This window comes from Streptomyces incarnatus (assembly GCF_001027185.1).
Classification (GTDB): domain Bacteria; phylum Actinomycetota; class Actinomycetes; order Streptomycetales; family Streptomycetaceae; genus Streptomyces; species Streptomyces puniciscabiei.
Map to the genome: position 1 here is coordinate 5,144,334 of NZ_CP011497.1, position 23,365 is coordinate 5,167,698.

19 protein-coding genes are annotated in these 23,365 nt (G+C 71.8%); 10 read left to right on the top strand and 9 right to left on the bottom strand.

Annotated features, from left to right (window positions below; translation table 11 throughout):
• Window positions 1-60: 60 nt before the first annotated feature.
• From ABB07_RS23180 to ABB07_RS23200, 5 genes are read right to left on the bottom strand one after another with little or no spacing between them, the layout of a single operon-like run.
• On the bottom strand, window positions 61-1,371 hold the full coding sequence (locus ABB07_RS23180) for a DUF58 domain-containing protein (RefSeq protein ID WP_208900508.1): 1,311 nt from the start codon (window positions 1,369-1,371) through the stop codon (window positions 61-63).
• Window positions 1,371-2,360: an AAA family ATPase gene (locus ABB07_RS23185; protein ID WP_208903582.1), complete on the bottom strand. Its 990-nt coding sequence runs from the start codon at window positions 2,358-2,360 to the stop codon at window positions 1,371-1,373. Before ABB07_RS23185 ends, ABB07_RS23180 begins: the two co-directional genes overlap by 1 nt.
• On the bottom strand, window positions 2,360-3,556 hold the full coding sequence (locus ABB07_RS23190) for a DUF4350 domain-containing protein (protein WP_208900509.1): 1,197 nt from the start codon (window positions 3,554-3,556) through the stop codon (window positions 2,360-2,362). The genes ABB07_RS23185 and ABB07_RS23190 overlap by 1 nt, the downstream gene beginning before the upstream one ends.
• Window positions 3,553-4,335 carry a DUF4129 domain-containing protein gene (locus ABB07_RS23195; RefSeq protein WP_208900510.1) on the bottom strand — a complete coding sequence of 261 codons (783 nt, stop codon included), beginning with the start codon at window positions 4,333-4,335 and terminating at the stop codon, window positions 3,553-3,555. Before ABB07_RS23195 ends, ABB07_RS23190 begins: the two co-directional genes overlap by 4 nt.
• A gap of 4 nt (window positions 4,336-4,339) precedes the next feature.
• A complete protein-coding gene (locus ABB07_RS23200) occupies window positions 4,340-5,710 on the bottom strand; it encodes a DUF7847 domain-containing protein (protein ID WP_208900511.1) in 1,371 nt (456 codons plus the stop codon).
• A gap of 140 nt (window positions 5,711-5,850) precedes the next feature.
• On the opposite strand from ABB07_RS23200, the gene mtnA reads away from it, so the two are divergent.
• The 7 genes from mtnA to ABB07_RS23235 all read left to right on the top strand — a co-directional run bounded on the left by mtnA (window position 5,851) and on the right by ABB07_RS23235 (window position 14,824).
• Complete coding sequence (mtnA, locus tag ABB07_RS23205) at window positions 5,851-6,993, top strand: S-methyl-5-thioribose-1-phosphate isomerase (protein WP_208900512.1); 1,143 nt, start codon at window positions 5,851-5,853, stop codon at window positions 6,991-6,993.
• A 178-nt stretch (window positions 6,994-7,171) separates the two neighbouring features.
• The gene (gene mtrA, locus ABB07_RS23210) at window positions 7,172-7,861 is read left to right on the top strand and encodes a two-component system response regulator MtrA (RefSeq protein WP_191870552.1); all 690 of its coding nucleotides are present in this window, start codon (window positions 7,172-7,174) and stop codon (window positions 7,859-7,861) included.
• 1 nt (window position 7,862) lies between these two features.
• Window positions 7,863-9,974, top strand: coding sequence for an MtrAB system histidine kinase MtrB (gene mtrB, locus ABB07_RS23215; RefSeq protein ID WP_208900513.1), 2,112 nt, complete (start codon window positions 7,863-7,865; stop codon window positions 9,972-9,974).
• Complete coding sequence (locus ABB07_RS23220) at window positions 9,964-11,802, top strand: LpqB family beta-propeller domain-containing protein (protein WP_244189479.1); 1,839 nt, start codon at window positions 9,964-9,966, stop codon at window positions 11,800-11,802. The genes mtrB and ABB07_RS23220 overlap by 11 nt, the downstream gene beginning before the upstream one ends.
• A 146-nt stretch (window positions 11,803-11,948) precedes the next feature.
• Complete coding sequence (locus tag ABB07_RS23225; RefSeq protein WP_208900515.1) at window positions 11,949-12,869, top strand: ComF family protein; 921 nt, start codon at window positions 11,949-11,951, stop codon at window positions 12,867-12,869.
• A 311-nt stretch (window positions 12,870-13,180) separates the two neighbouring features.
• Window positions 13,181-13,873, top strand: a complete 693-nt coding sequence (hpf, locus tag ABB07_RS23230; protein ID WP_388759058.1) for a ribosome hibernation-promoting factor, HPF/YfiA family — start codon at window positions 13,181-13,183, stop codon at window positions 13,871-13,873.
• A 204-nt stretch (window positions 13,874-14,077) separates the two neighbouring features.
• Window positions 14,078-14,824 (top strand): response regulator, encoded by a 747-nt coding sequence (locus ABB07_RS23235; RefSeq protein ID WP_208900517.1) that lies wholly within the window; start codon window positions 14,078-14,080, stop codon window positions 14,822-14,824.
• 3 nt (window positions 14,825-14,827) lie between these two features.
• Here the strand turns inward: ABB07_RS23235 and ABB07_RS23240 are convergent, their stop codons facing one another.
• Window positions 14,828-16,003, bottom strand: a complete 1,176-nt coding sequence (locus ABB07_RS23240) for a winged helix-turn-helix domain-containing protein (RefSeq protein ID WP_208900518.1) — start codon at window positions 16,001-16,003, stop codon at window positions 14,828-14,830.
• A gap of 53 nt (window positions 16,004-16,056) precedes the next feature.
• Window positions 16,057-16,626 (bottom strand): GNAT family N-acetyltransferase, encoded by a 570-nt coding sequence (locus ABB07_RS23245; RefSeq protein ID WP_208900519.1) that lies wholly within the window; start codon window positions 16,624-16,626, stop codon window positions 16,057-16,059.
• Between the two features lie 262 nt (window positions 16,627-16,888).
• Here ABB07_RS23245 and secA point away from each other — a divergent pair, with 262 nt between their 5' ends.
• On the top strand, window positions 16,889-19,699 hold the full coding sequence (secA, locus tag ABB07_RS23250) for a preprotein translocase subunit SecA (RefSeq protein ID WP_208900520.1): 2,811 nt from the start codon (window positions 16,889-16,891) through the stop codon (window positions 19,697-19,699).
• A 95-nt stretch (window positions 19,700-19,794) separates the two neighbouring features.
• Here secA and ABB07_RS23255 read toward each other — a convergent pair whose 3' ends face one another.
• The gene (locus ABB07_RS23255; RefSeq protein WP_208900521.1) at window positions 19,795-20,433 is read right to left on the bottom strand and encodes an Rv3235 family protein; all 639 of its coding nucleotides are present in this window, start codon (window positions 20,431-20,433) and stop codon (window positions 19,795-19,797) included.
• Between the two features lie 330 nt (window positions 20,434-20,763).
• On the opposite strand from ABB07_RS23255, the gene ABB07_RS23260 reads away from it, so the two are divergent.
• Together ABB07_RS23260 and ABB07_RS23265 are read left to right on the top strand one after the other, a co-directional pair.
• Entirely contained in the window at window positions 20,764-21,276 is a 513-nt protein-coding gene (locus ABB07_RS23260) for a DUF6912 family protein (RefSeq protein ID WP_208900522.1), read from the top strand.
• Between the two features lie 67 nt (window positions 21,277-21,343).
• Window positions 21,344-22,012: an HAD family hydrolase gene (locus ABB07_RS23265; RefSeq protein ID WP_208900523.1), complete on the top strand. Its 669-nt coding sequence runs from the start codon at window positions 21,344-21,346 to the stop codon at window positions 22,010-22,012.
• 149 nt (window positions 22,013-22,161) lie between these two features.
• On the opposite strand, the gene ABB07_RS23270 is transcribed toward ABB07_RS23265, so the two are convergent.
• On the bottom strand, window positions 22,162-22,728 hold the full coding sequence (locus ABB07_RS23270) for a DJ-1/PfpI family protein (RefSeq protein ID WP_055704228.1): 567 nt from the start codon (window positions 22,726-22,728) through the stop codon (window positions 22,162-22,164).
• Window positions 22,729-23,365 lie beyond the last annotated feature (637 nt).

Below are 23,365 nucleotides of genomic sequence, written 5' to 3' on the forward strand. Positions count from 1 at the left end.
GTTTATGGCCGGCCGTTTATTGGCCCGCAGTACCCCGAAGGGCGGCTGAGCCAGGACCGATCAGAGGCGGCCCGCCGCCTTCAGAGCCAGATACGCGTCTGCCAACGCCGGTGCCAGATCCTCAGGCGTCGCGTCCACAACGGTCACGCCATGCCGTCTCAGCTGCTCGGCGGTGCGCTGACGCTCGCTCTGCGCCTGAGCCGCCGCCGCTGCCTCGTACACCGCCTCTGCACTGCCCCGGGACTCTGCCATGCGGGCGATGTGCGGGTCGGCCACTGAGGCGACGAGAAGGGTGTGCCGTTGAGTGAGCTGCGGAAGCACGGGGAGCAGACCTTGCTCCACGGGGGCCGCGTCGAGCGTCGTGAGCAGCACGATCAGGGACCGGCGAGGCGCCGTACGCAGCGCTGCCACGGTGAGGCCCCGGGCGTCGGTCTCGACGAGTTCCGGTTCCAGTGTGGCCATCGCGTTCACCAGGCCCGGCAGTACGTCGCCTGCCGAGCGGCCTTGGACGAGGGCGCGGACCCGGCGGTCGTACGCCAGGAGCGCCACGCGGTCGCCGGCTCGGGAGGCCAGGGCTGCGAGGAGGAGCGCGGCGTCCATGGAGGCGTCGAGGCGCGGTGCGTCGTCCACGCGGCCGGCCGAGGTGCGGCCCGTGTCCAGGACGAGCAGGATGTGGCGGTCGCGTTCCGGACGCCAGGTGCGGACGGCGACGGCGGACTGGCGTGCGGTGGCTCGCCAGTCGATGGAGCGGGTGTCGTCTCCGGGGACGTACTCGCGCAGGCTGTCGAACTCGGTTCCCTCCCCGCGGGTCAGCACGCTGGTGCGGCCGTCGAGTTCACGCAATCGGGCGAGTTTCGACGGGAGATGCTTTCGGCTGGTGAACGGGGGCAGAACCCGTACGGACCAGGGCAGCCTGTGGGCGCCCTGGCGGGAGAACAGCCCGAGGGGGCCGTAGGAGCGGATCGTCACGCGGTCGGCCTGGTGGTCTCCGCGGCGGGTGGGGCGCAGCCTGGTCGTCACTCGTCGGCGCTCGCCCGGAGGCACGGTCAGACGGTGCCGGGAGGCCTCGACCTCGGTGTCAGGTTGCCAGCTGCTGGGTGGCCAGGCGTCCCGCAGCTGTGCCCGCAGGTGGCGACGGGACGGGTTGGTGATCGTGAGCGTGACGTCGGCGGCTTCGCCGAGACGGGTGGAGGTGTCGCCGGACCGGGACAGGACGAGCCGTCGTACGGGGGCGGCGAGTGCGTAGTCGCAGGCGCAGGCGAGGGCCAGCGGGCCGTTGACCGCGAGGATGCCCGTCCAGCCGGGTTCCAGGATGCCGACGGGGATCGAGCCGAGTGCCGCGAGGAGGGCGGCGCGTCCGGTGAGTGCCATCAGCGAGGGACCGGGACGTGCGTGAGGATGGCGTTGATGACGGAGTCCGCGGTCACGCCTTCCATCTCGGCCTCGGGGCGCAGCTGGACCCGGTGGCGCAGGGTGGGCAGGGCGAGTGCCTTGACGTCGTCGGGGATGACGTAGTCGCGGCCGGTCAGCCAGGCCCAGGCGCGGGAGGTGGCCAGCAGGGCGGTGGCGCCGCGCGGCGAGACGCCGAGGGTGAGGGAGGGCGACTCCCGGGTGGCGCGGCAGATGTCCACGACGTAGGCGGTGATCTCGGGGGACACGGTCGTCTTGGCGACGGCGGCGCGGGCCGCTTCCAGGTCGGCGGGTCCCGCGACGGGGCGTACGCCGGCGGCGCGCAGGTCCCGGGGGTTGAAGCCCGAGGCGTGGCGGGTCAGGACGTCGATCTCGTCCTGCCGGGAGGGCAGAGGGATCGTCAGTTTCAGGAGGAAACGGTCGAGTTGCGCCTCGGGGAGGGGATAAGTGCCCTCGTACTCGACCGGGTTCTGGGTCGCGGCGACCAGGAACGGCTCGGGGAGGGGGCGCGGGGTCCCGTCGACCGTGACCTGGCGTTCCTCCATGGCTTCGAGGAGGGACGACTGGGTCTTGGGCGGGGTGCGGTTGATCTCGTCCGCGAGCAGGAGGTTGGTGAAGACCGGGCCCTCCTGGAAGGAGAACTCGGCGGTGCGCGTGTCGTAGACGAGGGAGCCGGTGACGTCGCTCGGCATCAGGTCGGGGGTGAACTGGACGCGCTTGGTGCCGAGTTCGAGCGCGGATGCCAGGGCGCGGACGAGCAACGTTTTGGCGACTCCGGGGACTCCTTCAAGGAGAACGTGTCCGCGGCACAGGAGGGCGACGACGAGGCCGGTCACGGCGGGGTCCTGGCCGACCACGGCTTTGGCGATCTCGGCGCGCAGGGCTTCCAGGGAGGCTCGGGCGGTGCCCGCGTCCCCGGTGTTCCCGGCGTTGTCAGTGGTCGGGTCCATCATGAACGGCGTACCTCTCTTTCGAGGGCGTCGAGTTGGTCGGTCAGTGCGATGAGGGCCGTGTCGTCGCCGGGCGGCGGTCCGAAGAGGAGGGAATGCAGGGCCTGTTGGTCGCCGGTGAGGTGGGCGGCCAGGGCGGGGAGCAGCGCCTCGGGCGTGTGCGCCTGGGTGACGGGGATGCCGACGAGGGGGGCGAGGCGGATGCGGGTGGTGGAGCGAAGAGCGGTGGCCGCGCGGTCGCGGGCGTCGGCCTTGCGGTAGAGGCGGGCGCGGCCTTCGGCGGTCTCGGAGGCGCGGATCGCGACGGGGAGTTTCTCGGGGACGAGGGGGCCGAAGCGGCGTGCCCGCCAGAAGGCGGCGAGGACCGCTGCGATGAAGAGCTGCAGGGTGGCCCAGAGCCAGCCCGAGGGGAGCAGGTCGAGGAAGTCCTTCCGGTCGCCGCCGGTGGTGGCCGAGGCGTCGGAGAGTGAGGGGAGGTACCAGACCAGATGGGGGCGGGAGCCGAGGAGTTGAAGGGCGAGCGAGGCGTTGCCCTGCTTGTCGAGGCGGTCGTTGTAGAGGATGTCGGGCGCGCCGAGCACGACGGTGTCGCCGCCCCCCGATGCCTCGGGGATGCGCAGCAGCGTGGCGAGACGCGCGCTGGGGTAACAGCGGTCGGCGTCGGGGCGGGTGGTGGTGTAGCGGATGCCGCCGGTGTCGGCACTGCCGGCTCGCCGGGCCTCGGGCAGGGTGCAGTCGGGGGCGAGCGTGGTGGCGCCGCTGGTGGCGGGGTCTGCGGTGACCCCGGGGGCGAGTCGTTCGACGGAGGAACTGCCGGCCGCGACCAGGACGGTGCGGCCGCCGGCGGTCGCGGTTGCCTTGTGCAATTGGGCCTGTTGACTGCTCGTCAGCAGGTCGGGTACGGCGACGAGGAGGGTGGTGTCCGCCCCGGCGGCGTTCCGTGCGGCTCCGAGCGAGGTGACCACGCGCGTGGAGACGCCCCGGTCGGTGAGGAGTTGAGCGACGGCACGGCTGCCGTAGGGGTCGGCGGAGCGCGGATCCAGTTCGCCGTGCCGATCGGTGGAGCGTACGGCGGCCATGGCGACGGCCGCCACCAGGACGAGCACGGCGGCGAGCGTGATGCCTCGCGCGCGGGTCCACACCTGCCGGGCGGTGGGCGCGGTGGAGGTCGTCGGCAGCGTGGCCTCGGCGGTCACTCGGCGGCCCCCGGGTGGGTGGTGTGGGCCGCGCTCGTGGTGCTGTGGGTGAGGGCGGGCCTGGCGAGTTCCAGGTCGCGGTCGAGTTCGGCGATGCGGTGGTACGACTGCTCGCCCGCTCTGCGTCCGCCGTATGTCACGTCGTCGAATTCGCGGGCAGCGGACCGCAGTCGGCCGGTGTGTGCGGGCAGGGTCCGGCCGGCCTCGGCGGCCGCTTCGTCGGCGGTGCGGCCCGGGCGGACGTCGAGCAGGGTGCGCTCCTCCAGGGAGCGGACGATGGCCCGCATCCGTTCCTGCACGGCCTGGTTCCAGTGGCCCTGGGCCGCGTGCGCCGCTGCGGCCGCGCGGTGTTCGGCGGCGCTGCGGGGTCGGTCGTCGAACAGGGTGGCGGCGGAGGATGAGGGTTGCCGGCGCGGGGTGCCAAGGCGCCACCACAGGGCGGCCAGGACGGCGACGACGAACAGGACCACGACGACCAGGCCGGTCGTGCCGCCGGGTGTGGCCGACGCAGCAGAGTTGAACAGCCGGTCGAGCCAGTCCCAGAAGGCGTTCAGTGCGCGCTGGAACAGCCCGGGGTCGTTCTCGTGGTACATCCGCTTGGACAGCTCGCGGCGCGCCGCCTCCCGCGCGGGACCGCGCGGGATGGTCACCGGTGGCTCGTCTCCCGAGCCTCCGGCTGCGCGGACGGCCGTGCCCGCGGCGCGCAGCAGGCCTCGTACGACTGTCTCGCCGGCGCCGGTGCGGGCCGCCGCCGTGAGTACTCCCCCCGTCGGACTCACCGCATCAGCTCCCCGGGACGGGGCCGGGGGCGCCTGCGCCGGAGGCCTGGACCCCGGCGGCGCGGGCCAGTTCCAGGTCGAGGGCCTCGCGGCGGATGCGCTGGTCGATGTAGAGGAGCACGGTGACGCCCGCACTGATCGGCAGGGTGAGTGCGCTGCCGATCAGCGCACCGATTCCCTGGATGATCAGGTACGCCCAGCCGGTGTGACCGCCGCCGGTCCCGAGCAGGTCGGTGATGCCGTCGCCGCTCACGGCGGCCCCGATGACGGCGAAGGGGATGGCGATGAGTACCTGGACGATCCGGACGATGAGCCCGGTGAGCAGCATGATGCCGAACGTGCGCCACCAGGAGCCGCGTACCAGCTTCGCGGAGCGGCTCAGGGCCTTCACGACGCTCTGGCGTTCCAGCATCAGGGCGGGAGTGGACAGACAGAAGCGGATCACCAGCCATGTCGTGACGACGGAGGCTGCGAGGAGGCCCAGGACCAGCAGGCCCGCCCCCGCGACCACGTCGCCGCCGACGGCCATGACGAGGATCCCGGGCAGCGCTCCGCCGGCCATCACGCCGAAGACGATCAGGCCCAGCAGGAGGATCAGGCCGAACAGCCTGGGGAGTTGCGGGCGGGCGTCGCGCCAGGCCTCGCCGAGGCTGACCGTCCTGCCGAGAACGGCACGGCTGGTGATGGTCGTCAGCAGCGCGGTCGCGATGACCACGGCGATCGTGGTGACCACAGCGATGATGCCGGCGCCGATCATCATGTCGGGCAGGGCGCGGAACACCTCGTCGGGGTTGGCGGCGCGGTTGCCGACCCGCACCTGGGCGAGGGCGTCGTTCAGCACGAAGCCCTGCAGGAGGACGAGGCTGATTTCGGTGAGCAGAGCGACCGTGAGCGAGATGCCGAGCACTGTGCGCCAGTGGGTGCGCATGGTGGAGACGGCGCCGTCGAGGATCTCGCCGACGCCGAGCGGGCGCAGCGGGATGACGCCGGGCTTGGCCGCGGGCGGGGGGCCACCCCAGCCGCCGCCCCAGGCTCCGGGGCCGCCTGGGGCGCCGTAACCGCCGTAGCCGGCGGGAGGGCCGCCGTACCCGCCTCCATAGCCGCCGGGCGGCTGTCCGGTCCAGCCCGGGCCGGGCGGCGGGGGAGGCGGGGTCTGCTGCGGGCTGGGGGCACCGGTGGGCGCGGACCACTGTCCGGGTGGCGGCTGCTCCTTGGACCACTTCACGCCTGGGCCCGGCGGCTGGGCACCCGGCTGCGGTGCGGGCGGGGTGTGGCCGGGGCGGTCGGCAGGCTCGGTGGGACCGGACGCGCCGGGTTCCCGCTCCTCGTTCGACGGGGCGGTTCCGGGCGAGGCCCAGCCCGGAGTGTCTGTCATCGAAGCTCCTTCTCGGTGCCCGTCCGCGGTCGCGGCGGCAGGTTGGCAGCCATCGTGCCATGGGGTGGTCATCGAGGGACCGGCCGCGGTGGGCGCTGGATGCCTTCAATTGTTCGCCGGATCCGGGGCAGACTGACGGCATGGCTGATCAGCAGGCGCGAACCGACGGGGACAAGCGGTCGACCGAGATACCTGCGATCCGATGGGAGGAACCGCCCGAAGGCCCTGTGCTGGTGCTTCTCGATCAGACGCGGCTGCCGACCGAGGAGGTCGAGCTGGTGTGCACCGACGCGTCGGCGCTGGTGGAGGCGATCCGTTCGCTCGCCGTGCGGGGGGCGCCGCTGCTCGGGATCGCGGGGGCGTACGGTGTCGCGCTCGCCGCCGCGCGTGGCTTCGACGTGGCCGAGGCGGCGCGGGCTCTCGAGGGTGCCCGGCCCACGGCGGTGAACCTGTCCGTCGGCGTGCGCCGTGCCCAGGCCGCGTATCAGGACGCGCTGGCGTCGGGCGGCGATCCCACCGAGGCGGCGACGGCGGCGTTGGTCGCGGCGCGGGCGCTGCACCGGCAGGACGCCGAGGCCAGTGCCCTGATGGCGGCCCACGGACTGGCGCTGCTGGACGAGTTGCTGCCCGGCGGCGGACACCGGATCCTCACCCACTGCAACAGCGGTTCGCTGGTATCGGGCGGTGAGGGCACGGCCTTCGCGGTGGCGCTCGCGGCACACCGTCAGGGGCGGCTGCGGCGGCTGTGGGTGGACGAGACGCGCCCGTTGCTGCAGGGGGCTCGCCTCACGGCGTACGAGGCGGCCCGCACCGGCATGGCGTACACCTTGCTCACCGACAACGCGGCGGGTTCGCTGCTCGCGGCCGGTGAGGTGGACGCGGTGCTGATCGGGGCGGACCGGATCGCGGCCGACGGCTCGGTGGCGAACAAGGTGGGCAGCTATCCGCTCGCCGTGCTCGCGCGGTACCACCATGTGCCGTTCATCGTGGTGGCGCCGGTGACGACGGTCGATCCCGACACCTCGGACGGGGCGTCCATCGAGGTCGAGCAGCGACCCGGCTTCGAGGTGACCGAGGTCGCCGTGCCGCATGTGCCGGTGACGGGAGCGGGAGGAGGGGTGCCGGTGGCGCCGCTGGGGACCCAGGCGTACAACCCGGCGTTCGACGTGACGCCGCCCGAGCTGGTGACGGCCATCGTCACCGAGGAGGGGATCGTCTCGCCCGTGACGGCCCAGGCTCTTGCGGAGCTGTGCGCCAGGTCACGCCAGGTGACGACCGGCTGATCGGCTTCCCCTGCCGCATGGCCCGTGTCACCTGTCGCGGCATCCTCGCGGGGCGCCCGGCAGCCGTCCCTGACATCGGCGCCGGCGGACGGGGGCAGACAGTGACGCCCTCGTACGACTATCGTCACCGGCCAGTGACCTCGCTCACCAGCGCCTCTGTCACTGTTACGAGAATGGGATGATGTCGTTTATGAAGGGACGAGTCCTTGTCGTCGACGACGACACCGCACTGGCCGAGATGCTCGGCATCGTGCTGCGTGGTGAAGGTTTTGAGCCGTCTTTCGTAGCCGACGGCGACAAGGCGCTGGCCGCTTTCCGGGAGACCAAACCCGATCTGGTTCTGCTCGACCTGATGCTGCCCGGCCGGGACGGCATCGAGGTGTGCCGGCTGATCCGGGCGGAGTCCGGCGTGCCGATCGTGATGCTCACGGCGAAGAGCGACACCGTCGACGTGGTCGTGGGCCTGGAGTCGGGCGCCGACGACTACATCGTCAAGCCGTTCAAGCCCAAGGAGCTGGTCGCCCGGATCCGGGCGCGGCTGCGGAGGTCGGAGGAGCCGGCGCCGGAGCAGCTGACCATCGGTGACCTGGTCATCGATGTGGCCGGGCACTCGGTGAAGCGGGACGGGCAGTCCATCGCGCTGACCCCGCTGGAGTTCGACCTGCTGGTCGCGCTCGCCCGCAAGCCGTGGCAGGTGTTCACCCGTGAGGTGCTGCTCGAGCAGGTGTGGGGCTACCGCCACGCCGCCGACACGCGGCTTGTGAATGTGCACGTCCAGCGGCTGCGTTCCAAGGTCGAGAAGGACCCGGAGCGGCCCGAGATCGTGGTGACCGTCCGTGGTGTCGGTTACAAGGCCGGACCGAGCTGACATGTCCGGGGACAGCGCCGCTTCGGCTCCCGGGCGGTCCGGGGCCCGTCCGGGGCGGCCTGTCGGCCGGACGGCGGGTGCCCGGTTCAGGAATCTCTTCGAGGGCGGACTGCTCGAGGGCGGGGTCCAGCGCAGCCCCGTCATCAGGCTGTTCCTGCGCTGGGTGCGCCGTCCGCTGCTGCCGGTGATGCGGCTGTGGCGGCGCAACATCCAGCTACGGGTCGTCGCCACGACGCTCGTGATGTCGCTGGGCGTGGTGCTGCTGCTGGGTTTCGTCGTGATCGGGCAGGTGCGCAACGGCCTGCTGGATGCGAAGGTGAGGGCCTCGCAGAGCCAGGCCACGGGCGGCTTCGCGGTGGCCAAGCAGAAGGCGGACGAGGCCGCCAGCGGCGCCGACAAGGGCGCGGCCGCGGGGAGCGCCACCGCCGATGGCACCGCGACCGCGGACGGCCGGCAGTCGCAGAACGTCATCCCGTGGATGAGCGACCTCGTGGAGTCGCTGTCCAGCGGCGGTGCGGGCGCCTTCGACGTCGTCACGCTGCCCGTCGGTGACGACAGCGGCGGCGGCCGCAGCCCCCGCGGCTCCGGGAACGTCAACCCGACGTCCAGCATCCCCGACGACCTGCGCGAGCGCGTCAACAGCGGTACGACGGCCGCTCAGAGCTACACCCGGATCGTCTACGCCAACGGCAAGGAGTCGCAGCCGGCGCTGGTCATCGGCAAGCAGGTCAACGACCCGAACGGGCGGCCGTACGAGCTGTACTACCTCTTCCCGCTCACGCAGGAGGAGAAGTCGCTGAGCCTGGTCAAGGGCACGCTCGCGACCGCCGGTCTGTTCGTCGTCGTCCTGCTCGGTGCCATCGCCTGGCTGGTGGTGCGCCAGGTCGTCACGCCGGTGCGGATGGCGGCCGGGATCGCGGAGCGGCTGTCCGCGGGCAAGCTGCAGGAGCGGATGAAGGTCACCGGCGAGGACGACATCGCGCGTCTGGGCGAGGCCTTCAACAAGATGGCGCAGAACCTCCAGGTGAAGATCCAGCAGCTGGAGGACCTGTCGCGGATGCAGCGCCGGTTCGTGTCGGACGTCTCGCACGAGCTGCGCACGCCCCTGACCACCGTCCGCATGGCCGCCGACGTCATCCATGAGGCGCGCGAGGACTTCGACCCCGTGACCGCGCGCTCGGCCGAGCTGCTCGCCGACCAGCTGGACCGGTTCGAGTCGCTGCTCGCCGACCTGCTGGAGATCAGCCGCTTCGACGCGGGCGCGGCGGCGTTGGAGGCCGAGCCGATAGACCTCAGGGAGGTCGTCCGGCGTGTGGTCAGCGGTGCCGAGCCGCTCGCCGAGCGCAAGGGCACGCACGTACGCGTGGTCGGCGACCAGCAGCCCGTCGTCGCCGAGGCCGACGCCCGCCGGGTGGAGCGTGTGCTGCGCAACCTGGTCGTCAACGCCGTCGAGCACGGCGAGGGCAAGGACGTCGTCGTCAAGCTCGCCGCCGCGGGCGGCGCGGTCGCCGTCGCCGTGCGCGACTACGGCGTGGGACTCAAGCCGGGCGAGGCGACGCGGGTCTTCAGCCGCTTCTGGCGGGCGGACCCGGCACGCGCGCGTACCACCGGCGGTACGGGTCTCGGGCTGTCGATCGCCCTGGAGGACGCGCGGTTGCACGGCGGCTGGCTGCAGGCCTGGGGTGAGCCGGGCGGCGGTTCCCAGTTCCGGCTGACGCTGCCCAGGACCGCCGACGAGCCGCTGCGGGGTTCACCGATACCGCTGGAGCCCAAGGACTCGCGCCGCAACCGCGGCCTCGACGAGGCAGGCCTGCCGGGCGGGGGCGAGGAGAAGCGGGCGACCGTTCCCGTGCAGCCCACCGGCAGCCAGGCGCCGGCGCTGCCGCCGCGCGCCCAGATCGCGCCGCGGCTGTCTGCCGCCCCCGCCGCCGACCCGGCCGCACTGCCCGGTAACGGCAACGGCGCGCGCGTGGTGCCCCGGCCCCCAGGTGGCGCAGGGCGCGCGGACGACAGGCCCGCCACGCGTCCGGCACCCGGCGCGGGCGCGGCCCGGCCGGATGCGGCCGGCAGGGAGGACTCGACCGAGCCAGGGGAGGCATTTCGTGGGCGCTGACCGCAGGGGGGGCGCCCGGCCCGGGCCGGGACGCGCGGTGGCGTACGCCGCCCTGGGGGCCGTACTGCTGGGCGGGTGCGCCTCGATGCCGGACAGTGGGGATCTGCGGAACGTGGAGTCCACGCCGCGGCAGGACACCGGGGTCCGGGTGTTCGCCATGCCGCCGGCCGAGGGCGCCGGTCCCGCCGAGATCATGCAGGGCTTCCTGGAGGCCCTGACCAGCGACGACCCGGCGTACGACACGGCCCGCAAGTATCTGACGCCCGAGGCGGCGCGCAGCTGGGGGCCGGAGCAGTCGACGACCGTCCTCGCCAACGGGCCGAGCATCGAGCCGGACTGCCGGGCGGGCAGCGGCCGCGAGACGGCCAACAGCGTCACCTGCGTTCTCGCGGGCAGCAGGGTAGCGACGGTGGACTCACAGCAGGCGTACCAGCCGGCCGACGGCTCCTACCAGAAGAAGGTGCACCTCGCCCGGGATCCCAAGAACGGGCAGTGGCGCATCGACGGGCTGCCCGACGGCGTCGTGATGGGCAAGTCGGACTTCCAGCGGAACTACACCTCCGTCGACAAGTACTACTTCGCCTCCGGCACGACGGGCGGGTCCACCGGGGAGCCGGTCGCGGTCGCCGATCCGGTGTTCGTGCGCAGCAAGGTGGACCCGATGACGCAGATGGTCCGCTCGCTGGTGGCCGGCCCCACCCGCTGGCTCGGGCCGGTCGTCAGGTCCAGCTTCCCGACCGGCACGGCCCTGCAGGAGGACGTGTCGGGGCTGGCGCCGGACGACCAGAACAAGCTGACCGTGCCGCTGAACCTGAAGGTGTCCCAGGTCGCGGCGACCAGGTGCACGGAGATGGCGACGCAGGTGCTGTTCACGCTGCGGAACCTGGCGCCGACGCTGGAGTCCGTCGAGTTGCAGGGCGTCGGCGGCCACCGGCTGTGCGACCTGAGCGAGGAGCGCGCCGAGGCCACCGCCTGGCACGGGTCGGCCAAGAGCCCCGAGAACCTCTACTACCTCGACGGCAAGCACCGGCTGGTCCGGATGCCGACCGGCAGCACCACCACCAGTGCCGTGCCGGTGCCCGGTCCGCTGGGCGAGGGCGGCAAGGCGCTCGAGTCGGTGGCGGTGTCACGGGACGAGCACAGCGGGGCTGGCGTAGGCGACCAGGGCAGGTCGTTGTACGTGACGTCGCTGGCGTCGGGCGGTTCGCTGGGCCAGGCGCTGGTGACCAGCCAGGGCGCGACCCCGGACGAGCGGCTGACGACACCGAGCTGGGACGCCCGCGGCGATCTGTGGGTGGCGGACCGGGATCCGCGCCATCCGCGGCTGTACGTCCTCGGACAGGGCGCCGCCAAACCGGCGGAGGTCGCGGTCCCGGACCTGTCCGGCCGGATCAGCGACGCGCGGGTCGCCGCCGACGGCGTACGGATCGCGCTCGTGGTGGAGAAGGCCGGCAAGCAGTCCCTGCTCATCGGCCGGATCCAGCACGACGACGGCACGGGGCAGGGCACATCGGTGGTCGAACTGCGGTCGGCGGCGCCCGACCTGGAGCAGGTCAGTGCCCTGTCCTGGGCCGGGGACAGCAGGCTGCTCGTGGCCGGCCGGGAGCAGGGCGGTGTGCTGCAGATGCGGTACGTCCAGGTCGACGGCTCCACGCTCGACGGACCGGCGCCGGGCGCGCTCACCGGCGTGAAGTCGATCGCCGCGTCCGAGGACGAGCGGGTGCCGCTGGTGGCCTACTCGCAGGACGACGGGATCGTACGGCTGCCGTCCGGGGCGCAGTGGCAGAAGGTGGACAAGGACGGAACGGCGCCGGTCTATCCGGGCTGAGCGCCGCGCGCGGCGTTTCCTCCGGATGGCCGTATGCCCGCCCTTCACTCGCGTGAGTGAAGGGCGGTGCGCGTTCCCCGGAGTTGTCCACAGGGCGTTGTCCACAGGGGTGGCCGGGCCGCTCCCGCGTTGGCACAGTGGTGGACATGCGGGGGTGGTGGCAGGACCTCACCGACCTGGTGCTGCCGACCGACTGCGCGGGCTGCGGAGCACCTCGTACGGTGCTCTGCCCGCGGTGCCGGCACGCGCTGTACGGCCGCGCACCGCGGCGGGTGCGGCCGGTGCCGGAGCCGGCCGGGCTGCCGGTGGTGCATGCGGTGGCCCCCTACGCGGAGGAGGTGCGCACGCTGCTGCTCGCGCACAAGGAGCGGGGCGCGCTGGCCCTCACGGGGACCCTGGGCAGGGCCCTGGCCGGAGCCGTGCGGGCGGGCCTCGGCGGCACCGGCGCCGCTGTCACCGCCGACGGCGGCCTCGGCGCCGAGGCGGGTCCGGGCGTCGGCGCGGGTTCCAGGGCCGGTGCCGTCGGTTCCGGGACCGTGCTGCTCGTGCCTTTGCCCTCCGCCCGGTGGGCCGTGCGGGCACGCGGGCACGATCCGGTGCGGCGGATGGCGCTCGCGGCGGCCGGGGAGCTGCGGCGCACCGGCACGCCGGCCAGGGTGGCGGCCGTGCTCCGCCAGCGTCGGCCGGTCGCGGACCAGGCCGGGCTGGACGCGCGGCAGCGCCTGGCGAACCTCGCGGGCGCGCTGGAGGTGACGGCGGGCGGTGGCCGGCTGCTCGGTGCGGGACACGTCGTGCTCGTCGACGACCTGATCACCACGGGCGCCAGCCTCGCGGAGGCGGCCCGGGCTGTCCGGGAGGTGGCAGAGGAGGGAACTGGAGTGAGAACAGTCGTGTACGGGGCCGTAACTCGGGAAGGAAGGGATGAACGACGGAGCGGAGCACGGTGGGAGGGCGTGAAGTGGGTGCATGGTGCACCGGAAAAGACGGTCGTGAACACCCTCGGGCATGCGCTCCGTGCCGCTGTGATCGCCGCTCCGCTGGATTCTTTCGAAATAAACAGGAACTGACCGCCGACCTGCGTCGTTGCAGGTAGCGAGAGGGGTAATTCACCTGAACGGAGGTACGCCGGAGTAGAGGGTGACGACATCCGTCCGGGCGAGATATGTTCGGTTGTGAGGAAAGGCGCAGGCCACACCTCTCATATCGAATGCCGTGCCACGGGTTTTCGGCAATCACCCGTGCCGGTGGGGTGGAGATCTCGCCCTTGGGGGAGGAGGAGGTGGAAGTCACCGAGTCCGAGGTCCGGTGCTCACCGGACCTGGTGCAAAAGGGAGATGCTCCGCCGATGGAGCGGAGCGATCCGGGAACGGAGTTCTGCGTGGACATCGTCGTCAAAGGCCGCAAGACCGAGGTGCCCGAGCGGTTCCGCAAGCACGTGGCCGAGAAGCTGAAGCTGGAGAAGATCCAGAGGCTCGATGCCAAGGTGATCAGCCTCGACGTCGAGGTGTCCAAGGAGCCCAACCCGCGACAGGCAGACCGCTGTGACCGAGTGGAGATCACCCTCCGCTCCCGCGGTCCGGTGATCCGGGCGGAAGCGGCGGCCAGCGACCCGTACGCGGCACTCGACCTGGCGGCGGAGAAGCTGGACGCCCGGTTGCGCAAGCAGCACGACAAGCGGTTCTCGCGCCGTGGCGCACGCCGGATCTCGGCGGCCGAGGTTCCCGACCACGTCCCGGGCGCGGCGACGCTGAACGGCAACGGCCTCCCCGTCCATGAGGAAGAGACGGACGGAGTGCCGACGAAGAAGATCGGCTCGCTGGAGGTCAAGGGAGAAGGCCCCCTCATCGTCCGCGAGAAGACCCACGTCGCCGCCCCGATGAGCCTGGACCAGGCCCTCTACGAGATGGAACTGGTCGGCCACGACTTCTACTTGTTCGTCGACGCGGAGACGAAGGAACCGAGCGTCGTCTACCGGCGGCACGCCTACGACTACGGCGTGATCCACCTCAGCACGGACCCGATGGTCGCTGAGGCGCAGCCCCCCGCGGCAGGTGGCACGCTCGGCGGCTGACCTGTCCGGCCCATGCCGAGCCGGTGCCCCTGGAAGCGCGTGTGCGCCCCCAGGGGCACCTGCGTGCGACCGGTTCGCGCCTCGCACGTCACCCCGGTGCCGCCCGGGCATGAAATCATGACCGGACCGGCCCAACCGGTGGGCCGCTGCCTTGGGTTGGCGATGGCACAGGACCACAGGCCACAGCCTTCAGGGGGAGGAACGATGGCGGACACCTTCGGACCGATGCGGGACGAAGAGGGCGACGACGGTGTCGTCGGCATGGGCCCGGAGGCGGGCGCCGTGCGCGCGGAGCCGATCAGAGTCCTGGTCGTGGACGACCACGCCCTCTTCCGGCGCGGCCTGGAGATCGTGCTCGCCGCCGAGGAGGACATCCAGGTCGTCGGCGAGGCCGGTGACGGGGCCGAGGCCGTGGACAAGGCCGCAGACCTGCTGCCCGACATCGTGCTGATGGACGTCCGCATGCCCAAGCGCGGCGGGATCGAGGCCTGCACCTCCATCAAGGAGGTCGCCCCCAGCGCCAAGATCATCATGCTGACGATCAGCGACGAGGAGGCCGACCTCTACGACGCGATCAAGGCGGGCGCCACCGGCTACCTCCTCAAGGAGATCTCCACGGACGAGGTGGCGACCGCCATCCGCGCGGTGGCCGACGGGCAGTCGCAGATCAGCCCGTCCATGGCGTCCAAGCTCCTCACCGAGTTCAAGTCGATGATCCAGCGCACCGACGAGCGCCGGCTGGTGCCCGCGCCGCGGCTGACCGACCGGGAGCTGGAGGTCCTCAAGCTCGTCGCCACCGGGATGAACAACCGGGACATCGCCAAGGAACTGTTCATCTCCGAGAACACCGTGAAGAACCACGTCCGCAACATCCTGGAGAAGCTCCAGCTGCACTCCCGGATGGAAGCCGTGGTCTACGCGATGCGGGAGAAGATCCTCGAGATCCGCTAGCGCCTACCCGAGCAGACCGGCGAGTTCCCTCGTCAGGGGCTCGCGCAGGCTGGGTGCGTCCACCCGCTCCACCCGGACGTCCGTGCAGTCGACCCAGGTCGCCGCCTCGGTCAGGGCCTGGGCGACCGCCCGGACCGCCTTCGGGCCGTCCAGAGTCACCTGCCTGGCCACCAGCGTGCGGCCCTCGCGCGCCGGGTCCACCCGTCCGACCAGCCGGCCGCCCGCGAGCACCGGCATCGCGAAGTAGCCGTGGACCCGCTTCTGCCTGGGCACGTACGCCTCCAGGCGGTGGGTGAAGCCGAAGATCCGCTCCGTACGCGCCCGCTCCCAGACCAGTGAGTCGAACGGCGACAGCAGCGTGGTGCGGTGCCGGCCGCGCGGCGGTGCCGCCAGCGCCGCCGGATCGGCCCAGGCGGGCTTTCCCCAGCCCTCGACCTCGACCGGCACCAGGCCCGAGTCGGCGATCACCGCGTCGACCTGCTCGCCCTTGAGGCGGTGGTAGTCGGCGATGTCCGCGCGGGTGCCGACGCCGAGGGACTCGCCGGCCAGCCGGACCAGGCGGCGCAGGCACTCGGTGTCGTCCAGCTCGTCGTGCAGCAGCGCGTCCGGGATCGCGCGCTCGGCGAGGTCGTACACCCGCTTCCAGCCGCGTCGCTCGACGCACACCACCTCGCCGTACATCAGCGCGCGCTCCACCGCGACCTTGGTGCCGGACCAGTCCCACCAGTCGCTCGTCTTCTTGGCACCGCCCAGCTCCGTGGAGGTCAGCGGGCCCTCCGCGCGGAGCTGCTTGACGACCTGGTCGTAGACCCCCTCGGGCAGCTCGTGGTTCCAGTGCGGCCGGTCGCGGTACGCACGGCGGCGGAAGGCGAAGTGCGGCCATTCCTCGACGGGCAGGATGCACGCCGCGTGCGACCAGTACTCGAAGGCGTGCGTGTCTTTCCAGTACGCCGCCTCGACGGTCTTGCGGCCGACCGCGCCGAGCCGGGCGTACGGCACCAGTTCGTGGGAGCGGGCGAGCACCGAGATCGTGTCGAGCTGGACCGCGCCGAGGTGGCGCAGCACGCCGCGCACTCCGGCCCGCCGGTCGGGCGCGCCGAGGAAGCGCTGGGCCCGCAGGGCGATGCGGCGGGCGTCGTCCGCGGTGAGGGTGGTGGTCGGGCGCGGAAGGGTCGTCATGCACCCGGACGATAGAGGGTGCCACTGACAACCCGCGGTGAGCTGCGGTTTCGCTAGCCGCGCGCGGGCAGGTACGGCGCCGTGGACGGCAGGCCCAGGTCCGAGGGGAGCAGGGAGCCGACCCAGCAGTCCCGGCGCACTCCCTTGTTGTTGAGCGCGGAGCGCAGGGTGCCCTCGATGGTGAACCCCGCGCGTTCGGCCACCGCGCGGGAGGGGTGGTTGCCGACCTCGGCGCGCCACTCCACCCGGTCGACGCCGACCTCGGTGAAGATCCAGCGGCAGGCGGTGAGCGCGGCCTCGGTGACGTAACCGTGCCCGCGGTGCTCCTTGGCCGCCCAGAAGCCGACCTCCGCCACGCCGAGCGAACGCATGGTGAGGCTGAGCACGCCGACGAGCTCCCCGCCGGTGAGGAACACACCGAAGGTGAACATCGAACCCTGCGCCCAGCCGTCGGGGACCAGCTCCTCGGTGAATCCGCTCGCGTGCTCGGGCAGATACGGCGAGGGCACCGTGGTCCAGCGCTGGATCTCCGGGTCCTGCGCGGCGTCGTACACCGCCTGGGTGTCGGGCGGGCCGACGGTGCGCAGGATCAGGCGGTCCGTGGCGAGTGTGACGGGTTCCATCGGCTGATTGTGCTCGGCGGTACCCGGCCGGGCCACGGATTTTCGCTATACGTGAGCACGTGATCACATTTCGCGCAATTCCTCGCGTGGATGCGGCACTATGCGCATGCCCCGTCCGTTGTCCTGGATGAAGCAGCGACGAACAGCCGTCGGACCGCCAGGCCTCCCGGCCCAGCCGGGTCCTCGCATACGATGGCCGTTGCTCAGTAAGTCAAATGGAAACCGACCGTCCCAGGCCCGACCGGCAAGGAGACAAACCCCCGTGTCCGTCCTCTCGAAGATCATGCGTGCAGGCGAAGGCAAGATCCTGCGCAAGCTGCACCGCATCGCGGACCAGGTCAACTCCATCGAAGAGGACTTCGTGAACCTCTCCGACGCCGAGCTGCGGGCCCTCACCGATGAGTACAAGCAGCGGTACGCCGACGGTGAGAGCCTGGACGACCTGCTCCCGGAGGCGTTCGCCACCGTCCGTGAGGCCGCCAAGCGCGTCCTCGGCCAGCGGCACTACGACGTGCAGCTGATGGGTGGCGCCGCGCTCCACCTCGGCTATGTCGCCGAGATGAAGACCGGTGAGGGCAAGACCCTCGTCGGCACCCTGCCCGCTTATCTCAACGCCCTGTCCGGCGACGGCGTCCACATCGTCACGGTCAACGACTACCTGGCCGAGCGCGACTCCGAGATGATGGGCCGCGTCCACAAGTTCCTGGGCCTGAGCGTCGGCTGCATCCTCGCCAGCATGACCCCGGCCCAGCGGCGCGAGCAGTACCACTGCGACATCACCTACGGCACGAACAACGAGTTCGGCTTCGACTACCTGCGCGACAACATGGCGTGGTCCAAGGACGAGCTCGTCCAGCGCGGACACAACTTCGCCATCGTCGACGAGGTCGACTCCATCCTCGTCGACGAGGCGCGTACGCCGCTGATCATCTCGGGCCCGGCCGACCAGGCCACCAAGTGGTACGGCGACTTCGCCAAGCTGGTCACGCGCCTGAAGCGGGGCGAGGCGGGCAACCCGCTCAAGGGCGTCGAGGAGACCGGCGACTACGACGTCGACGAGAAGAAGCGCACGGTCGCCATCCACGAGGCCGGCGTCAGCAAGGTCGAGGACTGGCTGGGCATCGACAACCTGTACGAGTCGGTGAACACCCCGCTCGTGGGCTACCTGAACAACGCCATCAAGGCCAAGGAGCTCTTCAAGCGCGACAAGGACTACGTCGTCCTCGACGGCGAGGTCATGATCGTCGACGAGCACACCGGCCGTATCCTCGCCGGCCGCCGCTACAACGAGGGCATGCACCAGGCGATCGAGGCGAAGGAAGGGGTGGACATCAAGGACGAGAACCAGACGCTCGCCACGATCACCCTGCAGAACTTCTTCCGCCTCTACAACAAGCTCTCCGGCATGACCGGTACGGCGATGACCGAGGCCGCCGAGTTCCACCAGATCTACAAGCTCGGCGTGGTCCCGATCCCGACCAACAGGCCGATGGTCCGCAAGGACCAGTCGGACCTGATCTACCGCACCGAGGTCGCCAAGTTCGAGGCGGTCGTCGACGACATCGCCGAGAAGCACGAGAAGGGCCAGCCGATCCTCGTCGGCACCACGTCCGTCGAGAAGTCGGAGTACCTCTCCCAGCAGCTCAGCAAGCGCGGCATCCAGCACGAGGTGCTCAACGCCAAGCACCACGAGCGCGAGGCGCAGATCGTCGCTCAGGCCGGCCGCAAGGGCGCGGTGACCGTGGCCACCAACATGGCCGGTCGTGGTACGGACATCAAGCTCGGCGGCAACCCCGAGGACCTCGCCGAGGCGGAGCTGCGCCAGCGCGGCCTCGACCCCGAGGAGCACATCGAGGAGTGGGCCGCGGCCCTGCCGGCCGCGCTGGAGCGGGCCGAGGCGGCGGTCAAGGCCGAGAAGGAGGAGGTCGAGGCGCTCGGCGGGCTCTACGTCCTGGGCACCGAGCGGCACGAGTCCCGGCGCATCGACAACCAGCTGCGCGGTCGTTCCGGCCGTCAGGGCGACCCGGGCGAGTCCCGCTTCTACCTCTCCCTCGGCGACGACCTGATGCGCCTGTTCAAGGCCCAGATGGTCGAGCGCGTGATGTCCATGGCCAACGTGCCGGACGACGTGCCGATCGAGAACAAGATGGTCACGCGCGCGATCGCGTCCGCGCAGTCGCAGGTCGAGCAGCAGAACTTCGAGACCCGTAAGAACGTTCTGAAGTACGACGAGGTCCTCAACCGGCAGCGCGAGGTCATCTACGGCGAGCGTCGGCGCGTTCTGGAGGGCGAGGATCTGCACGAGCAGGTCCAGCACTTCATGGACGACACGATCGACGCGTACGTCCAGGCGGAGACCGCCGAGGGCTTCCCCGAGGACTGGGACCTGGACCGGCTGTGGGGCGCCTTCAAGCAGCTCTACCCGGTGAAGGTCACCATCGAGGAGCTGGAGGACGCCGCCGGCGACCGGGCCGGTCTGACCGCGGAGTTCATCTCCGAGTCCATCAAGGAGGACATCCACGAGCAGTACGAGGCCCGTGAGGCGCAGCTCGGCTCCGAGATCATGCGTGAGCTGGAGCGCCGGGTCGTGCTGTCGGTCCTCGACCGCAAGTGGCGTGAGCACCTCTACGAGATGGACTACCTCCAGGAGGGCATCGGCCTGCGCGCGATGGCGCAGAAGGACCCGCTGGTCGAGTACCAGCGCGAGGGCTTCGACATGTTCACCGCGATGATGGACGGCATCAAGGAGGAGTCCGTCGGCTACCTGTTCAACCTGGAGGTCCAGGTCGAGCAGCAGGTCGAGGAGGTTCCGGTCGAGGTCGCGGAGCCGGTCGGCGAGGGTGTTCCGGAGACGGTTCCGGCGCAGGCCGGGGCGCGTCCGGAGATCCGCGCGAAGGGGCTGGACGTCCCGCAGCGGCGGGATCTGCACTTCTCGGCGCCGACCGTGGACGGCGAGGGCGGCATCCTGGAGCGCGACCTGGAGGACGACGAGCCGGTGCGCTCCGAGGCGGACGGGCTGACGCGGGCCGAGCGGCGGCGGCAGGCCAAGGGCGGGCGGCGCCGCAAGAAGTAGCGTTCGCCTGCGGTGCGTTGACGGTGAGCGCGGTGCGTTGACCGTGAGAAGGGCTGGGCTTCCTTTCGGGGGCCCGGCCCTTCGGCGTCGCTCCCTCAGGTGTCCAGGGGCGGTTGCTGGGGGCGGGGGCCCGTTTCCACCGCTGTGCAGCGCCAGCGGCGGTCCTGGCCGCGTTCCAGGCGGAAGGCCAGGGCGCGGAGTTGGTCGCCGGCCGCGATGCGGGCGAAGACCTCGAGAGCGCCCTCGCTGGGGACGTAGTAGCCGATGTCGTGGACGACGGGGCGGGCTCCGCGCGTGCGCAGGGGACTGCGTTCGGCGAGGCGGGTCAGGTCGTCGTAGGCGCGGCCGGCGGTGTGGCGGAGCATCCAGTGGACGGGCCGCTGACCGCTCAGGACGGCCAGCAGACGGTCGGCGAAGACGTCGGTGGGGCGTACCGGGGGCAAGGTGGGCTTCGGCCTGGTGGGAGCCGGGGTCTGCGGCGTGGGCAGAGCCTTGGTCTCCGGCCTGGTGGGAGCCGTGGACTGAGGCGACGGCGGAACCGTGGCCGCCGACGTGGTGAGGGCCGTGCCGGTGTTTCGGGGCGCGGTCGGTGGCATGCCGTGCCTCCCCCTGATCGACGGCTTCCGGGGCGGGGTGCCGCCCGGGCGGCGGGTGTCGTGGCGGGTCGGCGGGCGGTGGCGCGGGGTGCGGTTCGCCGTCGCCTCGGGCGCGGTGCGGCTCATGACCTTGTTCATGGGGTCCCCGTTCGGCGGGCCCGGTTGATACCGGGCGGTAACTCGCTGGTGGGGATCTTGTACGGGGGCGGGGAGCGGGGTGGCAAGGCAGGCGCGGCGCGGCCGGGCGGTCCGCAGACGTTCACCTATCCGAGTGAGGCGGGTGCCGCGGATCCCTGGTGTCCGGCGGGTCGCCGCGTGAACGCGTGATCCGGAGTCGACGGCTCCCGGGGCGTGGGCACAGACCCGAAAGGGGACGGGCGCACGTATCCTGAAGGCCCTCCGGGAGACGCCGGCAGCACACCTTCCCGGGGCCTCAGCGGAGCCTTTGAGCAGGAAAGAGCGGCCAGCATGCGCGTCTACGTCCCCCTGACCCTCCCCGGTCTCGCCGAGGCGCACAAGACGGGTGAGCTGGGGAGCGGCCCCTTCATGGCGTATGCCGTCACGCCCGCGCTGCGCGAGTGGTATCTCTCCGAGGACATCGAGGAACTGGAGTACGCGGCGCTCGGCCGGGCCGCGCTGGCCTCGCTGCGGCTCCTGGCGGCGGATCCGGGTGCGGTACGGCGCCGGGTCGTGGTCGCCGTGGACGTGGCCGACGGCGCCGCGAGCGTCGACCCGGACCGTGCCCTGGACCCGTCCGCCCTCGGCGAGGTGACCGTGACGGTGACGGTGCCGCTCGCGAAGGCGGCCGCGGTGCACGTGGACGCCGACGACGCGGAGCAGGACGTGGCCGCGGCGGCGGACGCGCTGGAGGCGGCCGACGGCGGGGACGACGACGCTCAGTTCGTCGTGGACGGCGCGGACGATCACGAGCTGCTGTGGTACGCCACGCAGGAGATCCCCAACCTCGTCGGACTCGCCTGACCCGGTCTGACCTGGGCGGATTCGCCGACCGGTCTCGTTGTCAGTGGGGGCGGGTACGGTTTTTGGCATGGGGATGAACGGGAGCGCGCACATCGTCTGGGACTGGAACGGCACGTTGTTCCACGACAATGACGCGATCATCGGGGCGACGAACGCGGCCTTCGCCGAGCTGGGGCTCGCGCCGATCACGCTGGAGCAGTACCGGTCGCTGTACTGCGTGCCGGTGCCGAAGTTCTACGAGCGGCTGATCGGCCGGCTGCCGACCGATGCCGAGTGGGAGCTGATGGACGGGGTCTTCCACCGGTACTACGCCGAGCACCGGGCGCGGTGCCGTCTGACCGAGGGGGCGGAGGAGTTGCTCGCGGGGTGGCGGTCGTCGGGGCACAGCCAGTCACTGCTGAGCATGTACGTGCACCACGAGCTGCTGCCGCTCGTGCGGGGGTTCGGGATAGAGGCGCACTTTCTGCGGGTCGACGGGCGTACGGGGCCGTCCGGGGGGAGCAAGGCCGCGCACATGGTGCGGCACCTGGAGGCGCTGAGCGGGGTCGTCGAGCCTGCGCGGACCGTGGTGATCGGGGACGCGGCGGACGACGCGGTCGCCGCGCGGGGTGTGGGCGCGCGGGCCGTGCTGTACACCGGGGGGTCGCACAGCCGGGCCAGCCTCGAGGAAGTGGGGGTGCCGGTGGTGGACACGCTGGCCGAGGCGGTGGAGGAAGCGGAGCGAATAGCGGCGTAGCCGTGGGCGCCGGGTTTCTTGGGGCCGGTGCCACGGAGCCGACCGCGGTGCAGCTCCCGGGGGCGCGGGGAACCGCGCGAGTGGCCGCGGCGGACCGGCAACCCGGCGGCGTACCACGACCACCACGGCGAGACGCCGCCGGCCGCCCCTCAGCTCGCCGGTGCCTTCGAGCGGAGCACCTGGAGGAACTCGCGCATCCAGGCCGGATGGTCGGGCCAGGCCCGGGATGAGACCAGGGTGCCGTCGACCACGGCCTCGGTGTCCTGGAAGCTCGCACCGGCTGCCTGCATGTCCGGCTCCAGGGCGGGGTACGCCGTGACCCGGCGGCCGCGCAGGCTGTCGATCGCCGCGGTGAGCAGCGGGCCGTGGCAGATCTGGGCGACCGGCCGGTCGGAGTCGAAGAACGCCTTGAGGATCTTGCGGAGCTCGGGGTCGTTGCGCAGATACTCGGGGGCCCGGCCGCCGGGGATGACGAGGGCCGCGTACTCGCCGGGGTCCACGTCGGCGAAGGCCAGGTCGGCGGGCCAGGTGTAGCCGGGCTTCTCGGTGTAGGTGTCGTAGCCGGGTTCGAAGTCGTGGACGACGAAGCGGAGGGTCTTGCGGGAGGGGGCCGCGATATGGACCTCGTAGCCTTCCTCGCGCAGGCGCTGGTAGGGGTAGAGGACTTCCAGGGACTCCGCGGCGTCGCCGGTGACGATCAGGATCTTCGCGGGCATGTCGGCTCCTCCGGGTACTCCGGTGCTGGGTGCTCCTGCACTCCTGGTGCACTCCTGGGCGGGACGCACTGTCCCTGGGCAACGTGCCAACACCGGGCGTGCTTGCCAAGGGGGGCCGACGCGGTTCCGGCCCCCTCGGGCGAGCGCCGGGGCCTCACCTGGCGGCAGGGTGCCCTGTTCTCAGATTGCGGTCAGGGCCCCGCCGGCGCGACCGGACGCCCGCCGCCACGCGGACCGGACGCCCGCCACCGCGCGGACCGGACGCCCGCCACCGCATCAGGGTCGCCCGCCGCCACATCAGGGCACCCGCCCCTCGCCCGTCCCGGCATGCGCGTGCCACCCCACACCGGCCCACGCCGCCGCCCTCCCAAACCCCACGGACCCCACCCGACCGAATACGTCACCACGCCCCGGCCCACCCCTGTGCAGAACGTCAAACTTCACCCCTCGGTTTTGTACACATACGGCTCATGACGGGCCCCCGGTAAGGAGCGATAGCCTTGTGGCGTGATCAGCGCGATATCTCGCGGGGGCGATCCTGCTCCTGCCCTGCGCCCGGGTTGCACGGAACACCTCCGTGACCGGGCGGCGGTCGCTGGTCTTCGCGGGCGGGACGGGGCCGTGGGAGCCTCCGGGA

What these genes read in the sequence shown, in the direction of transcription:
- ABB07_RS23270 (WP_055704228.1), bottom strand. Translation starts at nt 22,728, where the DNA reads ATGCCCGCGAAGATCCTGATCGTCACCGGCGACGCCGCGGAGTCCCTG.
- mtrB (WP_208900513.1), top strand. Translation starts at nt 7,863, where the DNA reads ATGTCCGGGGACAGCGCCGCTTCGGCTCCCGGGCGGTCCGGGGCCCGT.
- ABB07_RS23235 (WP_208900517.1), top strand. Translation starts at nt 14,078, where the DNA reads ATGGCGGACACCTTCGGACCGATGCGGGACGAAGAGGGCGACGACGGT.
- ABB07_RS23185 (WP_208903582.1), bottom strand. Translation starts at nt 2,360, where the DNA reads ATGGACCCGACCACTGACAACGCCGGGAACACCGGGGACGCGGGCACC.
- ABB07_RS23180 (WP_208900508.1), bottom strand. Translation starts at nt 1,371, where the DNA reads ATGGCACTCACCGGACGCGCCGCCCTCCTCGCGGCACTCGGCTCGATC.
- ABB07_RS23240 (WP_208900518.1), bottom strand. Translation starts at nt 16,003, where the DNA reads ATGACGACCCTTCCGCGCCCGACCACCACCCTCACCGCGGACGACGCC.
- ABB07_RS23265 (WP_208900523.1), top strand. Translation starts at nt 21,344, where the DNA reads ATGGGGATGAACGGGAGCGCGCACATCGTCTGGGACTGGAACGGCACG.
- ABB07_RS23245 (WP_208900519.1), bottom strand. Translation starts at nt 16,626, where the DNA reads ATGGAACCCGTCACACTCGCCACGGACCGCCTGATCCTGCGCACCGTC.
- mtnA (WP_208900512.1), top strand. Translation starts at nt 5,851, where the DNA reads ATGGCTGATCAGCAGGCGCGAACCGACGGGGACAAGCGGTCGACCGAG.
- mtrA (WP_191870552.1), top strand. Translation starts at nt 7,172, where the DNA reads ATGATGTCGTTTATGAAGGGACGAGTCCTTGTCGTCGACGACGACACC.
- ABB07_RS23255 (WP_208900521.1), bottom strand. Translation starts at nt 20,433, where the DNA reads ATGAACAAGGTCATGAGCCGCACCGCGCCCGAGGCGACGGCGAACCGC.
- ABB07_RS23260 (WP_208900522.1), top strand. Translation starts at nt 20,764, where the DNA reads ATGCGCGTCTACGTCCCCCTGACCCTCCCCGGTCTCGCCGAGGCGCAC.
- ABB07_RS23200 (WP_208900511.1), bottom strand. Translation starts at nt 5,710, where the DNA reads ATGACAGACACTCCGGGCTGGGCCTCGCCCGGAACCGCCCCGTCGAAC.
- ABB07_RS23225 (WP_208900515.1), top strand. Translation starts at nt 11,949, where the DNA reads ATGCGGGGGTGGTGGCAGGACCTCACCGACCTGGTGCTGCCGACCGAC.